This is a genomic window from Flavobacterium sp. W21_SRS_FM6, from assembly GCF_052119645.1.
In the GTDB taxonomy this organism is placed as follows: Bacteria; Pseudomonadota; Gammaproteobacteria; order Enterobacterales; family Alteromonadaceae; genus Paraglaciecola.
Map to the genome: position 1 here is coordinate 425,876 of NZ_JBGQOM010000003.1, position 13,479 is coordinate 439,354.

A 13,479-nucleotide genomic window follows, 5' to 3' on the forward strand; every position below is an offset into this window, starting at 1 on the left:
CTTTCCCCGCTATGCTTGTAACGCGTCTGCGAGACGGTTTAATTTACTTCGTAGTGAACCATCAATAACTGTATCACCGGCTTTAATAATAGCACCGGCAATCAGTGTAGGATCCACGCTACAATTCAGCTTAACTTTACGTGCTAGACGTTTTTCTAATGCATTACCAATAGAAGTTTGTTGTGCTTTCAAAAGCTTTGTTGCTGACACAAGTTCAACATCAATTTCTTTATCTAGGTCAGCTTTGAGCTGATTAAACAATTCAAATATTTCTGGTAACGCATCTAGACGTCTGTTTTCAGCCAAAACTTGAATTAAGTTTTGACCCTGTTTGTCGAGTTGTTCGCCACATACGCCATTAAATATTTCAGCCAATTTCTGAGCAGCAACTGCACCGGTCAACAGACCCTTGATGCTTTCGTCTTTAGCTACTTCAGAGGCAAACATAAGCATGTCTTGCCAATGACTTACCGCCTTGTGTTCAACGGCATATTCAAACGCTGCTTGGGCATAAGGGCGAGCAATGGTAGTCAATTCAGACATAGCTCATGTACCCCTTATAGCTCAGCGACAAGTTTTTCAACTATGTCACTTTGTGCTGCTGCATCAATTTCACGCTCTAAGATTCGTTCTGCTCCGGCAATCGCTAACAAACCAACTTGCTTGCGCAAATCTTCTTTAACACGATTACGTTCCGCTTCTACCTCAGAGTATCCTTGCGCGATAATTTTTTCGCGTTCGGAGTGACCACGTTGCGTTTCTTCGTCAACAATTTGTGACCCACGCTTTTTGGCCTGCTCAATAATTTCAGCCGCTTGCACTTTGGCTTCTTTTAACTGTTCAGCCGCTTTATGCTGTGCTAGTTCGAGATCTTGTTCACCTCGTTCTGACGCAGCTAAGCCGTCTGCTATTTTTTGTTGGCGTTCTTCAATAGCGCCCATAATGGGAGGCCATACAAACTTCATGCAGAACCACACGAAGAATATAAATGCTATTAATTCGCCAAGTAGAGTGGCATTGATATTCAAAACCGCTCCTCCTCTATTCGTTAATGGGTAGTAAGGTGCTTATACAGCAAACTTGGCGCTTTCAACGAATAATAGGAAAAGGGCAATAGCCACACCGATCATCGCGATAGCGTCAATAAGACCCGCTACGATAAACATCTTTACTTGTAGGGTAGGAGCAAGTTCTGGTTGACGAGCAGCAGATTCAAGGAACTTGCCACCTAGTATACCAAATCCGATTGCCGGACCTAGTGCACATAGACCAATCAAAATGCCTACTGCGATATATAAATTACCTAAGATTTCCATAGATTTTCACCTTTGAGTTGAAGTTAAAGTTAAAGTTTAAAAAATAACACGTAAAAAAGTTTGCAAGGCGTCCGTGCCGACCCTCAAACAGCCAGTATTTGAGGTGACTCTTGTCATATAAATTAAATGGTAATTAGTGTTCTTCACTAGCAAGACTTAGATACACGATAGTCAACATCATGAATATAAAGGCTTGTAAAGGAATAACCAGTAAGTGGAACGCTGCCCAAATAAAGTGTAAAGGCAATTGCCATAAACCAATGGTGCCTGCGATAAGAATAAATATAAGTTCGCCAGCATACAGGTTACCGAATAAACGCAAAGACAAAGACAAGGGTTTAGCAATTAGAGAAACAAGCTCTAGTATAAAGTTAAACCAATACAACCATGGTGTATTGAAAGGGTGGGCGTACAACTCTTTCATGAAGCCGCCAAAGCCTTTAATTTTTATTGAGTAAAAAATCATTAACGCGAATACGCCTAAAGACAGAGCAAATGTCATGTTAACGTCAGTGGTCGGTACTACTTTCATGTATACATGAGATTGACCAGAGGCAATTGTTTCCATCGACTCACCAGCAATTAGCGCTGCAGCAGTTGGTAGAAAATCAACCGGGATTAAGTCCATCAAGTTCATTAGCAAAACCCAAACAAAAATGGTTAACGCTAAAGGGGCTATTAATGCACTTTTGCCGTGGTAAGTACTCTTAACGGTGTTGTCAACAAATTCAACCACTAGCTCAACGCAAGCTTGCCATTTACTTGGCACACCCGTTGTTGCTTTTTTTGCTACTGCGCGAAAGCTCAGTATAAATACAAATCCCAAAATCACAGACCAAGCCAGCGTGTCAATGTGAAAAGTCCAAAAACCTTCACCGACAGCAGCATTAGTCAAGTGATGCTGAATATAACCACTAATGGTTTGTTCGCCACTTGTTCCTGCCATTTTTCCATCCAAATTTTAAAGTTAAAAAACGGTACTTCGGTCTCGTTATCGCTCAACTACTCGTGTTTTTTTAACGCGACTTACTAAAATAATAATGGGCCATTGCCCTAATAATACGATGGTGAAGCTCACCATGAGAGCCATAATATCGACATTTTGCCATCGATAAATAAAAACAAATAAAACAATGGTTAAGATAAATTTTATTTTGCTACCTTTGTTAAAACTCCGCACTACTAGTTTATTTTGTCTAGCACCGGCATATCTGAAGGCAAAGTATGCATAAATCATACTGGGTAAAATAACCGAAACAGCACCATAAGCTGCTGATAAACCGCTATTTTTACCACCATAAAAGGTAAAAAAAAGAGCTATAACTATGGCTAGAATACTTTGATAAATAATGACTTTTCTAGCAAGCTTCTGCCCTTCTAGGACCAAACTAACTGCCATTTGATCCCTCTTAACAAATAAACCTTAACAAAAAGCGCCAAAAGTATACTTTACTGGCGCCAATTTACAACATCTATACCTGTTTTGTTAGGGTGATTGGATAATTACTAAGCAACTTACAACTTAACTTAGCTTAAGGAAAACTTAAATTGAGTCACTTTTTATTTTATGTGGCTTAAAATACCATCAAGTTGATCTAAACTTGAGAAGTTAATCACCAGTTTACCCTTTCCTTTAGCATTATGAGCAATGCTCACTGGAGCCCCTAGGTTTTCTGATAAGCTAGTTTCTAAACGCTGAACATCAGGATCCGGTTTTGTCTGCTCTTTCGGTTTGACCGGTTCAAGAAGTCGCCTAACCAAATTTTCAGTATCTCTAACGGTCAATCCTTTACCAGACACAATTTGCGCAGCTTCATTTTGCTGTTCACCTTGCAAAGACAACAGCGCACGGGCATGGCCCATCTCAATATCACCATGTTCAAGCAATAACTTTACATCTTCATTTAAATTATTGAGTCGTAGTAAATTGGTTACCGTGGTTCGAGATTTTCCTACCGCAGTTGCCACTTCTTGATGAGTTAATTCAAATTCAACCATCAAACGGTCTAATGCTTGTGCTTCTTCCATCGCATTTAGGTCTTCTCGCTGTATATTTTCGATCAATGCGATAGCGACGGCAGCTTCATCAGGAACATCTTTAATTAAACAAGGGATCACATCTAGACGTGCTATTTGTGATGCACGCCAGCGACGCTCTCCAGCGATAATTTCATACTTTTGCTCACTGATTTGCCGCACAACAATCGGTTGAATAACACCTTGTGAACGAATCGAGGCAGCTAAATCCTCTAAGGCGTCTGAAGACATATCCTTTCGGGGTTGATATTTTCCTGGCTGTAAAAATTCTACAGGGATCTTACGTAATTCACCTTCTTGTTCAGGGGATTGATTATTAGATGATTGACTGGTTGCTAATAGCGCATCAAGGCCACGACCTAAACCTCGTTTTTTAACCGACATAGATTCCTCTATTCTATTTATTGACAACTTAGCAGCTAAATTAGCTTACCTTTGTTGATACATTTGCTTTACTACGACGAAGAATCTCACCGGCTAAAGCTAAGTAGGCTTTAGCACCTGTTGATGATTTGTCATAGTACATGGCGGGAGTCCCAAAGCTAGGCGCTTCGGCCAATCTGACATTACGTGGAATAACAGTTCGATATACTTGTTCACCAAAATGTCGCTTAAGTTGCTCAGATACGTCATTGGCCAATCGATTACGAGGATCATACATGGTTCGTAGTACACCTTCGATTTTTAATTCGGGATTTACCACAGACGCCAACTTTTTAATGGTATCCATTAAGGCCGTAAGTCCCTCAAGCGCATAGTATTCACATTGCATTGGAACCAAAACAGAGTCTGCTGCCGCCATAGCATTAACCGTTAGTTGATTTAATGAGGGTGGGCAGTCAATAAAAATAAAGTCATAATAATTTTTAACGCAAGCCAATGCATTTCTTAATCGAACTTCTCGTGCAAAGACTTCCATCAATTTAATTTCAGCAGCGGTGATATCACTATTACCTGCGATTAAGTGATATTTACCAGAGGTTTCTTTAATTAACACTTCTTCGATGGGTTTTTCTTCAATCAGCAGCTCGTAACAGGTGTTTTCGACGGCATACTTATCAATACCGCTCCCCATGGTCGCATTGCCTTGAGGGTCTAAATCAATAAGCAAAACTTTGCGTTTAGTTGCAGCCATAGACGCGGCAACATTCACAGCGGTCGTGGTTTTACCAACCCCACCTTTTTGATTAGCAATTGCAATGATTTTACCCAAAATAGTTTTCCACTAACTTTTTAATTAACTACAACGTTGACTGATAAACTTAAAATAAAACCGATGAGATTATTTTTTTTGAATTTTTATAATATGCCGCTCGCCTACTAAATTCGGTACGCTTAATGCGATAATCTCCGTGATGTTAAAATCATCACCAATTTCTTTAAGCTCGTCCCTCGGTAATTGCCCTTTAAGAGCTAAAAATACACCTTGCGAATCTACCAGATGCTGACACCAGTGCAACATATCTTTTAATGAAGCGAAAGCTCTGCTGATTACACCTTGTATGTGTATAAGGGGTTGATAATCTTCTACTCGACTTTGAATTGGCTCAATATTATTTAACTTAAGTTCATAGGCAACCTGTTTCATAAAACGCACTCGTTTACCTAAGCTATCAAGTAACACAAAATATTTTTCAGGACACATAATGGCTAATGGAATACCGGGTAAACCTGGTCCTGTACCAACATCAATATAATTGTCTTCGGTCAAGAAGGGGGCAACCACAATAGAATCGACGATATGTTTGATTAACATTTGCTCAGGCTCTCGAACAGAGGTGAGGTTATAAGCCTTATTCCATTTATGCATCAGCAATACATAAGCAACTAACTTTTCGACTTGTTCAACATTTGGCTGAATGTCGCTGTCTTTTAACACAGTATTGAGTTGTGCTATTAAATGTTCTTTTAACACTTCCATTAGGCTGAAATTCTACTTTTACTGTTTAAACTGCCAACAAGTAGGCCGTGTTTTTTCAAATACACAAGCAACAAAGAAACGGCTGCTGGGGTAACGCCAGATATACGTCCTGCTTTGCCGATGGTCTCTGGTCTAGCGTTTGTTAATTTTGCCACGACTTCGTTACTTAAACCTGATATTACTTTATAGTCAAAATCTAAGGGAATGAGGGTATCTTCATTTCGTAGCGTCTTAGCAATTTCTTCTTTTTGACGTTCGATATATCCCGCATATTTAATTTGAATTTCAACTTGTTCAGCGGCTTGAATATTGGCTATTTGTGGACCCAAAGATTCGATTTCCATTAAACGTTGATACGTCATTTCAGGACGTCGAATTAAATCTTCCAAGGTATTCTCACGAGTAACCGGGTTTTTCAATACTTGGTTTAATTCATTGACAGCTGGATGATGAGGGTGGATCCAAGTTGATCGCAAACGCTGGCTTTCTAATTCTATTGCTTCAAGTTTTTCATTAAATACTTGCCAGCGATGATCATCAACTAAACCTATTTTGCGACCTAACGCCGTCAAACGCATGTCAGCATTGTCTTCACGAAGCAATAAACGATATTCAGCACGGCTAGTGAACATTCGATAAGGCTCTTTGGTCCCCATGGTGGCCAGATCATCGATTAATACGCCCATGTAAGCTTCATCACGGCGTAAAGTGAACGAATCTTTATCCTGACTTGATAAAGCTGCGTTAGCACCGGCTACGAGGCCCTGAGCGCCTGCTTCTTCATAACCTGTTGTTCCATTGATTTGTCCCGCAAAAAATAAACCTTTGATAAACTTGGTCTCTAAACTCTGTTTCAGATCCCGAGGATCAAAGAAATCATATTCGATCGCATAACCTGGGCGAATGATGTGCGCATTTTCAAAACCTTTGATTGACCGAACCAAATTCATTTGAACATCAAAGGGGAGACTAGTTGAAATTCCATTTGGGTAAATTTCAATGCTATCTAAACCTTCTGGTTCAACAAATATTTGATGAGAATCTTTGTCTGCAAAACGGTGAATTTTATCTTCAATTGACGGACAGTACCGTGGGCCTATTCCCTCGATAACACCGGTATACATGGGAGAACGGTCAAGACCGCCACGAATTATTTCATGAGTACGTTCGTTTGTATAAGTAATATAACAAGGCACTTGTCGTGGATGATCACTGGTTTTTCCTAAAAATGAAAAAACCGGGATGGGGTCATCGCCATGTTGTTCTTGCATAGCAGTAAAATCTAAAGTTCTTGCGTCTAATCTTGCAGGGGTGCCTGTTTTCAAACGATCAACCCGAAAGGGTAGAGCACGTAAACGATCTGCGAGTGCGATCGAAGGTGGATCACCTGCTCTACCTCCCTTGTAATTATTCATTCCAATATGAATTGTTCCACCAAGAAAGGTTCCCACGGTAAGCACTACTGACTTCGCCTTAAACTTAAGGCCCATCTGGGTAACAACGCCAACAACCTGATCATTTTCCACAATCAGATCATCACAAGACTGCTGAAACAAGGTGAGATTAGCTTGATTTTCTAACATGTGTCTGATGCTTTTTCGGTACAAAGCCCGATCTGCTTGAGCTCGAGTTGCTCTTACTGCAGGCCCTTTACTTGAATTTAAAGTACGAAATTGGATCCCAGCCTGATCCGTCGCCAGTGCCATTGCACCACCTAAAGCATCAATTTCTTTGACTAAATGCCCTTTGCCGATCCCACCAATTGCTGGATTACATGACATTTGTCCTAATGTTTCAATATTGTGGGTTAACAATAATGTACTGACACCCATGCGAGCAGATGCTAACGCAGCTTCAGTGCCTGCGTGGCCTCCACCTACAACGATGACGTCAAATTGTTGCTGATAAAACATGATATGCCTCTTGGTAATATTCACCCACTCAAAACGGGCGCGTATTCTATATGTAAAAAGTCTTTTTTGAAATGCTTAAAAAATATTCAAAGTAACGATCCGATCATCTTTAATCTTTATATGATCTATTTGATCTTTACTTATTACTACTACTATTAGTAAAGCGATTTTCTGTGGATAAGACATTATATGTTTTTAAAATCAATTACTTAATTAGCATGTAAGTGTGTGTGTAAAGCTTGATCAACGCGGTATACACTGGGTGTAACCAGTAGTTTTATCCACAATGAAGATTATAAGTAATTGTATTAAGTGTATATGTACTGCTTATTAAGGTGTTATACATACTTTTATACACATAATTTTATAAGCGGTGATCTAGCTGTGAGTAAACTGTGATCGTCTGATCAAATTTGCTGATGTAGTATTAAAAGTATGATCGCAGTTCACACGACTGTAAAGCCTTATGACAGCGAGGTTTGACTTAAAAAATTTAAGGAGGGTGCATGTAACTGAAGGGATCAGTGATCAGTATTAGCTAGCATACTAGCGTGTTAACAGTGATCACCGATCATTATCTTACTTGATTGGGTCTGTATCCACTGTAAGCTGGTTTAGATTCTACTTGGGTAGGTATAATCTCTTTTCGACGGCTGGGACCAGAAAACTTAACTTTGTAAGTATCATATTCTTTAATTGATTCGAAACAATAACTGCCTAAGGCTTGTTCTAATTCAGCTAAGTTATGGTTGGTAATTAATATGCAATTTTTGTGATTAGCAAGTCTTTGTCGTAACAAATTACCAAGCCAACTTTGCGCATTTTTTTTCAGTGTGGTTTCATTTACACAAACTTCATCGAGTATTAATAAGTCAACGTCCAAGAGTTCTTGGTTAATTTCTCGAAATTTTTGTGCAACATTATCTTGTGCATTGTAGTCATATGAAAAAAAGCGCATTTCTAGGATGCTTGATAGCTGTCGATACAATACAGATATCTCGAACTTTTCTATGAGTTCGTGAGCAATGGCTCCTGCAGTATGAGATTTTCCACGGCCGTAGTCGCCATAAAATATCATCATATGCGAACCACTTCTTCGCCAATTGATGTCCTCATGAGCAGCAATAAAAGACTTGGCAATGCTAACGGCTTCAATAACGTCTTCACTGTCTTCAATTAGATTTGCAAAGGTCCAACTGGAGTTTAAATCTGAGCGTCCCTGAATAGACTGGATACGATGCTTTTTACTTTCTTGTTGCATTAACCTAACATCTCGATTGGCTAACGCTTCGTACTCTGTCCGCAAAGATTGGTAGTCGGTATATTTATCAGGGATATACTGACGGCCTAATGCTTTACCTAATTGCTGAATTTTATTCTTGATATTATCCACAGAATTTACAATCCAAAATTTAATGGGTTAAAAGGGCATTTAGTTAGATTTTATATTGCTAGTTTTACTGTATTTTTCAACTAACTTCTTGGCATTGTCGTCGGCCACTATTCCAGCTTTCACTGGTACCAATTGCTGACCTACTTTATGCACATTTTTAGTCCCATGGGCTAAACGTTTTCGCTTTAAATTAAAAACAAACTTTTGCGTCCATTGAAATTGGCTAAAATGACTTTCAGGCCGACTTAGCCAATAGGAGATAAACTCGCCTAATTCTTCTTCAGAATAGCGATAATCAATAATACCCATTAACTTAGCTAAGTCAGCGAGTAAATTTTCATTTGGTTGCCAACTAGTATGCATGCTTTGCCATTCAATGTGCATTTTTGCATAATCATCTGGTGCTATTAACATCAAAGGTAGCAACAGTACTTTACCATTGAAGCTATGATTTAACTCTACTTCGCTTTTGAAGCTGACAAGGCCGACATTGAGTAATTCTTTTATTAAACTATTTATTTGCCGACCAAGGGTAAATTTTTCTTCTTTTGCATTCAGCAGTTTTATTAAATTTTTATAATTTAGAGCTTGAGTTATTCCGGTTTTATTATTTACAGAACCCTTCAAGCCCAATAAATATAGCACTCTGGCTTCATTACTGAGTGCTTGCTCTAAAGCACTTTGTTCAGCTTGGTTAATATTCATTGCGTAATTATAATGTGCATTAGGACAATGCTAGTGAAGGCAACATATTATTTAACCACTCAATAGCGACTTCCTCAGGAATGGGATGGGTTAAAACATCAATATGCAGTGCAGGAATAAGTAATTTGGCACCTGATTGAATTAATGTTTGTTCAAGCGTGTAAGCGCCATTGCAAAAAGTATCGTAACTACTATCGCCTAAACCAACCACCAAAAAGGAGAGCCCGTTTAAATCTTGCTCACTGATTTGTGTAGCAAAATGCTGGATATTATCGGGTAAGTCACCAGCTCCATGCGTAGAGGTACAAATTAACCAAATGCTGTCTTTAGCAATATCCGCATAATTTGGGACGAGATGGATGAGTGAACTGTGACTGTGCTCTTTTAATGTCTCAGCCAAGGCATCAGCGACATATTCGCTAGCACCTAATACACTCCCTACAATGATGTCAAACCTTGCCATTATTTTGTCTTCTTACACTCTGTTTGGTTAATTGTACCTTGCTTGAAGTGCAGGCACTATGTTGGTGTAGATATAATTACTTGCCGATACAAAAAGAAGAAAAAATCTTACCTAACAAATCATCTGAGCTAAATTCTCCGGTGATTTGATTAAGCTGATCTTGAGTTAAGCGCAATTCTTCTGCTAATAGTTCACCCGCTAGATGTTCCTCAAGCTGCTGTTTTCCAAGGTACAAATGCTCTGCTGCTCGCTCAATGGCATCTAAGTGGCGACGTCGAGCGATAAACTGTCCTTCATTGTTGCTGTTAAAACCCATACAGGCTTTTAGGTGTCCTGTGAGTAACGAAATTCCATTACCATCATTTGCTGAAATCGATATGACCGGATACTCGCCTTCTTCGTTAATACCTACCGCTTCACCGGTTAAATCAATTTTATTACGAATGACAGTAAGTCCAATATTGCTAGGAATTTTTTGAAAAAATTCTGGCCAAATTAACTGTGGATGAGTGTGGAGGGTATCCGTACTATCGAGCATAAACAGAACACGATCTGCCTGTTCTATTTCAAGCCACGCCCTTTCAATGCCTATTTTTTCAACCTTATCAGGGCTATCACGTAAACCTGCGGTATCAATAATATGAAGGGGCATACCATCTATATGTATGTGTTCTTTAAGTACATCTCGAGTTGTGCCTGCGATATCTGTAACAATTGCTGCTTCACGGCCGGCGAGGGCATTAAGTAAACTAGATTTTCCGGCATTAGGCTTACCAGCAATAACGACCCGCATGCCTTCTCGTAATAAGGTGCCTTGTTTCGTTTGCCGTCTTAATTGTTCGAATGAACTAATAATGGCAGATAAATCAGCCTGAATTTTGCCATCACTTAAAAAATCAATTTCTTCTTCAGGAAAATCAATAGCAGCTTCTACGTACATGCGTAAATGAATGACTTGTTCAACAAGTTGATGAATTTGTTGTGAAAATTGGCCTTGCAATGATCGTAATGCACCCTTTGCTGCTTGCTCAGAGCTGGCATCTATTAAATCGGCTATCGCTTCAGCTTGTGCCAAGTCCAGTTTGTCATTTAAGAAGGCTCTTTCGCTGAACTCACCCGGTCTGGCAATACGAATATTGCCTAATTTAAGGATTGCTTGTAATAACATATCGAGCACAACTTGACCGCCATGGCCTTGCAATTCAAGTACGTCTTCGCCAGTGAACGAATTAGGGGCTTTAAAAAACAAGGCTATGCCTTGATCGATGAGTTGACCATCCTGATCTTTGAAACTCAAATATTCAGCTTTTCTTGTTTCTGGTAGTTTACCCAATACATGTTGGGCTACTGATTTAGCAAGATGTCCTGATATTCTTAGTATCCCCACTCCTCCTCGTCCTGGGGCCGTCGCTTGGGCAACAATGGTCTCTGTATCGAAAGCTGTAGTTGAGTTAGGCACGACTTAAATCAATCTCTAAAGTTGGTAAATTGCACGGGTTGATCTAAGTCTGCACCCTTAGCTAAAGCCATCACCTGTTGAAGATCATCTCGTTTTTTACCTGTGACTCTAACTTGTTCACCTTGAATTGAAGCTTGAACCTTTATTTTCGCTTCTTTAATCAGTTTGATTATTTTCTTACTTGTTGCTTGCTCAATTCCCTGTTTAAAAGCGATGGCTTGTTTGTATATTCTACCAATGTGTTGCACGTCTTTTTCTTCAAAAGCGGCCGTATCTACACCCCTTTTTACACAGGTACCACGCAAAATATCCAACATTTGACGCAATTGAAAATCATTGTCAGCTACCATAGTTACGATACTTTCTTTAAGTTCGAAGCTAGCATCAACGCCTCTAAAATCGAAGCGTGTTGTAATTTCTCTGTTTGCATTATCAACCGCGTTTTTTAATTCAACGAGATCTATTTCTGAAACGATGTCAAAAGAGGGCATACTTGGTCCTATTGATTAAAGATACAGTACGCTTATTGTAAGCAAAAAAAAGCCCGTTTTATATCTTATTAATCGATATGCAACGGGCCTGATAATATTTATTTATCTATTTCTTATTTAGTTTGTAAGCCTCGTTTTTCCATTGAGGCATAAATAAACTTAGCTTGAACTAAAGTAATGACGTTACTGATTAACCAGTACAGAACTAAACCTGCTGGGAAAATAAAGAAGAATAAGCTCATGGCTACGGGCATAAACTGCATTATTTTTTGTTGCATAGGGTCTGTCATTGTCATTGGCTGAAGTTTTTGCAATAAGTACATTGATATGCCCGTTAAAATTGGCAAAACAAAGTAGGGGTCTTTTGCACTTAAGTCAGTGATCCAAAAAATAAAGTCTGCGTGACGTAACTCTACACTTTCTAATAATACCCAGTACAAGGCTAAGAATATTGGCATTTGGAGCAACAAAGGTAAGCAACCGCCCATAGGATTTACTTTATCTTTTTTATACAGCTCCATCATGGCTTGCTGCATTTTCTGCCTGTCATCACCAAAGCGTTCTTTTAAGGCATCCATTTTAGGTTTAAGTGCACGCATTTTTGCCATTGATTCGTATTGCTTTTTAGTCAGCCAGTACATGCTGCCCTTAACAATAATGGTAATAATGATGATGGCATAGCCCCAGTTGCCAACGATGTTATGGATAATTTGCAGTAACGCAAAAAGGTACTTTGATATCATCCATAAAAAGCCATAATCAACAGTTAAATCTAAACCGCGGGCAATGCCAGCTAAGGTATCTTGATCTTTTGGACCAAGGTATAAAATACTACTGATTTCAGTCGTTTGGCCTGGCTCTATTGTTGTTACTTGTCCGGTAAAACCAATTACGGCATTCGTATTTTGCCTAACAGCACTGTAAAGCGAATTTGTTTCATCTTGAGGGGGTACCCAGGCTGACACAAAATAATGTTCAATCATGGCGGCCCAACCAGCTTTTGTGGTTTTGTTTAATTTTTTGTCTGTAATATCATCAAAAGAATACTTTTTATATTGGTCTTCTTCTGTTGAATACGCGCCGCCTCGGTAGGTCGGCATAAACATACTGCCTTCACCTTCAACCATGCTCTGTTTTAATTGGCCAAACTGTTGGACCTGTTTGCTAGACGATGTATTGTTGGTAATACCATAACTTACATGTATCTGATGACTACCTTTAATAAAACTAAAGGTTTTAACAACCGTCATGCCATCTGGTGTAGTGTAAGTAAGTGGTATTGTTAAACTATCACCAGTTAAGGTGTAGCTGTCTTGTTCAGCGGAGTAAACTGGACGTGTTTTACTGTCAGTACCATCACGACCGACTAAACCACTTTGAGCAACATATAAATGCTCACCACTTGGCCTAAGTAAGCTGTAGGATTCAGAAGAGCCTTGGGTCAGTGGGAAATCGGCTAAATTAGCAGAAATCACGTCTCCACCTTTGGTATCAATTTCAAGTAATAAGGTGTCGGTAGTCACTGAAATGACTTTTTCGCTGATAGTCGTCGTATTTGCAACACCCATTTGTTCTGGTGAAGTTACTTGAGGGGCGTCACTGTTTGTGACTACTGCACCGTTACCATCGGTTTGAACCGTAGAAGGGGTCGTTTGTTCAACAGGTTTAGGGCCGTAATCAATTTGCCACTGTTGCCACAATAGAAAGCTGACCATTGCTAGGCCAATTAACAAAAAGCTGCGTTGGGATTCCATAAAGTACTCTAATTAACTACTCATTGA

Annotated in this window: 15 protein-coding genes; all 15 read right to left on the bottom strand. The window is 39.4% G+C overall.

Translation table 11 applies throughout. The annotated features are described in order from the left end of the window. Window positions 1-9: 9 nt before the first annotated feature. Window positions 10-543, bottom strand: coding sequence for a F0F1 ATP synthase subunit delta (atpH, locus tag ACEN2L_RS07840; protein ID WP_306022342.1), 534 nt, complete (start codon window positions 541-543; stop codon window positions 10-12). Window positions 544-557: 14 nt separating this feature from the next. Beyond that, window positions 558-1,028, bottom strand: coding sequence for a F0F1 ATP synthase subunit B (gene atpF / locus ACEN2L_RS07845; RefSeq protein WP_306022343.1), 471 nt, complete (start codon window positions 1,026-1,028; stop codon window positions 558-560). A gap of 39 nt (window positions 1,029-1,067) precedes the next feature. After that, window positions 1,068-1,316, bottom strand: a complete 249-nt coding sequence (gene atpE, locus ACEN2L_RS07850; protein WP_008842484.1) for a F0F1 ATP synthase subunit C — start codon at window positions 1,314-1,316, stop codon at window positions 1,068-1,070. A gap of 133 nt (window positions 1,317-1,449) precedes the next feature. Beyond that, the gene (atpB, locus tag ACEN2L_RS07855; protein ID WP_306022344.1) at window positions 1,450-2,262 is read right to left on the bottom strand and encodes a F0F1 ATP synthase subunit A; all 813 of its coding nucleotides are present in this window, start codon (window positions 2,260-2,262) and stop codon (window positions 1,450-1,452) included. 45 nt (window positions 2,263-2,307) lie between these two features. Then, window positions 2,308-2,715, bottom strand: coding sequence for an ATP synthase subunit I (locus tag ACEN2L_RS07860; RefSeq protein ID WP_441743031.1), 408 nt, complete (start codon window positions 2,713-2,715; stop codon window positions 2,308-2,310). A gap of 161 nt (window positions 2,716-2,876) precedes the next feature. Then, the gene (locus ACEN2L_RS07865) at window positions 2,877-3,737 is read right to left on the bottom strand and encodes a ParB/RepB/Spo0J family partition protein (protein ID WP_441743033.1); all 861 of its coding nucleotides are present in this window, start codon (window positions 3,735-3,737) and stop codon (window positions 2,877-2,879) included. 40 nt (window positions 3,738-3,777) lie between these two features. Continuing rightward, window positions 3,778-4,566: a ParA family protein gene (locus ACEN2L_RS07870; RefSeq protein WP_306022347.1), complete on the bottom strand. Its 789-nt coding sequence runs from the start codon at window positions 4,564-4,566 to the stop codon at window positions 3,778-3,780. 69 nt (window positions 4,567-4,635) lie between these two features. Beyond that, on the bottom strand, window positions 4,636-5,274 hold the full coding sequence (gene rsmG / locus ACEN2L_RS07875; protein ID WP_441743035.1) for a 16S rRNA (guanine(527)-N(7))-methyltransferase RsmG: 639 nt from the start codon (window positions 5,272-5,274) through the stop codon (window positions 4,636-4,638). Continuing rightward, window positions 5,274-7,187, bottom strand: a complete 1,914-nt coding sequence (gene mnmG, locus ACEN2L_RS07880) for a tRNA uridine-5-carboxymethylaminomethyl(34) synthesis enzyme MnmG (RefSeq protein ID WP_441743037.1) — start codon at window positions 7,185-7,187, stop codon at window positions 5,274-5,276. Before mnmG ends, rsmG begins: the two co-directional genes overlap by 1 nt. 574 nt (window positions 7,188-7,761) lie before the next feature. Continuing rightward, on the bottom strand, window positions 7,762-8,580 hold the full coding sequence (locus ACEN2L_RS07885) for an ATP-binding protein (protein WP_306022350.1): 819 nt from the start codon (window positions 8,578-8,580) through the stop codon (window positions 7,762-7,764). Window positions 8,581-8,619: 39 nt separating this feature from the next. Then, a complete protein-coding gene (locus tag ACEN2L_RS07890; RefSeq protein ID WP_441743039.1) occupies window positions 8,620-9,285 on the bottom strand; it encodes a DnaT-like ssDNA-binding domain-containing protein in 666 nt (221 codons plus the stop codon). Window positions 9,286-9,304: 19 nt separating this feature from the next. Next, a complete protein-coding gene (mioC, locus tag ACEN2L_RS07895; protein WP_441743041.1) occupies window positions 9,305-9,748 on the bottom strand; it encodes an FMN-binding protein MioC in 444 nt (147 codons plus the stop codon). 76 nt (window positions 9,749-9,824) lie between these two features. Then, window positions 9,825-11,207, bottom strand: a complete 1,383-nt coding sequence (gene mnmE / locus ACEN2L_RS07900; RefSeq protein WP_441743043.1) for a tRNA uridine-5-carboxymethylaminomethyl(34) synthesis GTPase MnmE — start codon at window positions 11,205-11,207, stop codon at window positions 9,825-9,827. 8 nt (window positions 11,208-11,215) lie between these two features. After that, window positions 11,216-11,698 carry a YajQ family cyclic di-GMP-binding protein gene (locus ACEN2L_RS07905; protein WP_441743044.1) on the bottom strand — a complete coding sequence of 161 codons (483 nt, stop codon included), beginning with the start codon at window positions 11,696-11,698 and terminating at the stop codon, window positions 11,216-11,218. Between the two features lie 113 nt (window positions 11,699-11,811). Beyond that, window positions 11,812-13,452, bottom strand: coding sequence for a membrane protein insertase YidC (gene yidC, locus ACEN2L_RS07910; RefSeq protein ID WP_441743046.1), 1,641 nt, complete (start codon window positions 13,450-13,452; stop codon window positions 11,812-11,814). Between the last annotated feature and the right edge of the window lie 27 nt (window positions 13,453-13,479).

Bases quoted from the DNA above. Each gene is read 5' to 3' on its own strand.
- atpH (WP_306022342.1), bottom strand. From the start codon at position 543: ATGTCTGAATTGACTACCATTGCTCGCCCTTATGCCCAAGCAGCGTTT.
- atpE (WP_008842484.1), bottom strand. From the start codon at position 1,316: ATGGAAATCTTAGGTAATTTATATATCGCAGTAGGCATTTTGATTGGT.
- atpB (WP_306022344.1), bottom strand. From the start codon at position 2,262: ATGGCAGGAACAAGTGGCGAACAAACCATTAGTGGTTATATTCAGCAT.
- ACEN2L_RS07860 (WP_441743031.1), bottom strand. From the start codon at position 2,715: ATGGCAGTTAGTTTGGTCCTAGAAGGGCAGAAGCTTGCTAGAAAAGTC.
- ACEN2L_RS07865 (WP_441743033.1), bottom strand. From the start codon at position 3,737: ATGTCGGTTAAAAAACGAGGTTTAGGTCGTGGCCTTGATGCGCTATTA.
- rsmG (WP_441743035.1), bottom strand. From the start codon at position 5,274: ATGGAAGTGTTAAAAGAACATTTAATAGCACAACTCAATACTGTGTTA.
- mnmG (WP_441743037.1), bottom strand. From the start codon at position 7,187: ATGTTTTATCAGCAACAATTTGACGTCATCGTTGTAGGTGGAGGCCAC.
- ACEN2L_RS07890 (WP_441743039.1), bottom strand. From the start codon at position 9,285: ATGAATATTAACCAAGCTGAACAAAGTGCTTTAGAGCAAGCACTCAGT.
- mioC (WP_441743041.1), bottom strand. From the start codon at position 9,748: ATGGCAAGGTTTGACATCATTGTAGGGAGTGTATTAGGTGCTAGCGAA.
- ACEN2L_RS07905 (WP_441743044.1), bottom strand. From the start codon at position 11,698: ATGCCCTCTTTTGACATCGTTTCAGAAATAGATCTCGTTGAATTAAAA.
- yidC (WP_441743046.1), bottom strand. From the start codon at position 13,452: ATGGAATCCCAACGCAGCTTTTTGTTAATTGGCCTAGCAATGGTCAGC.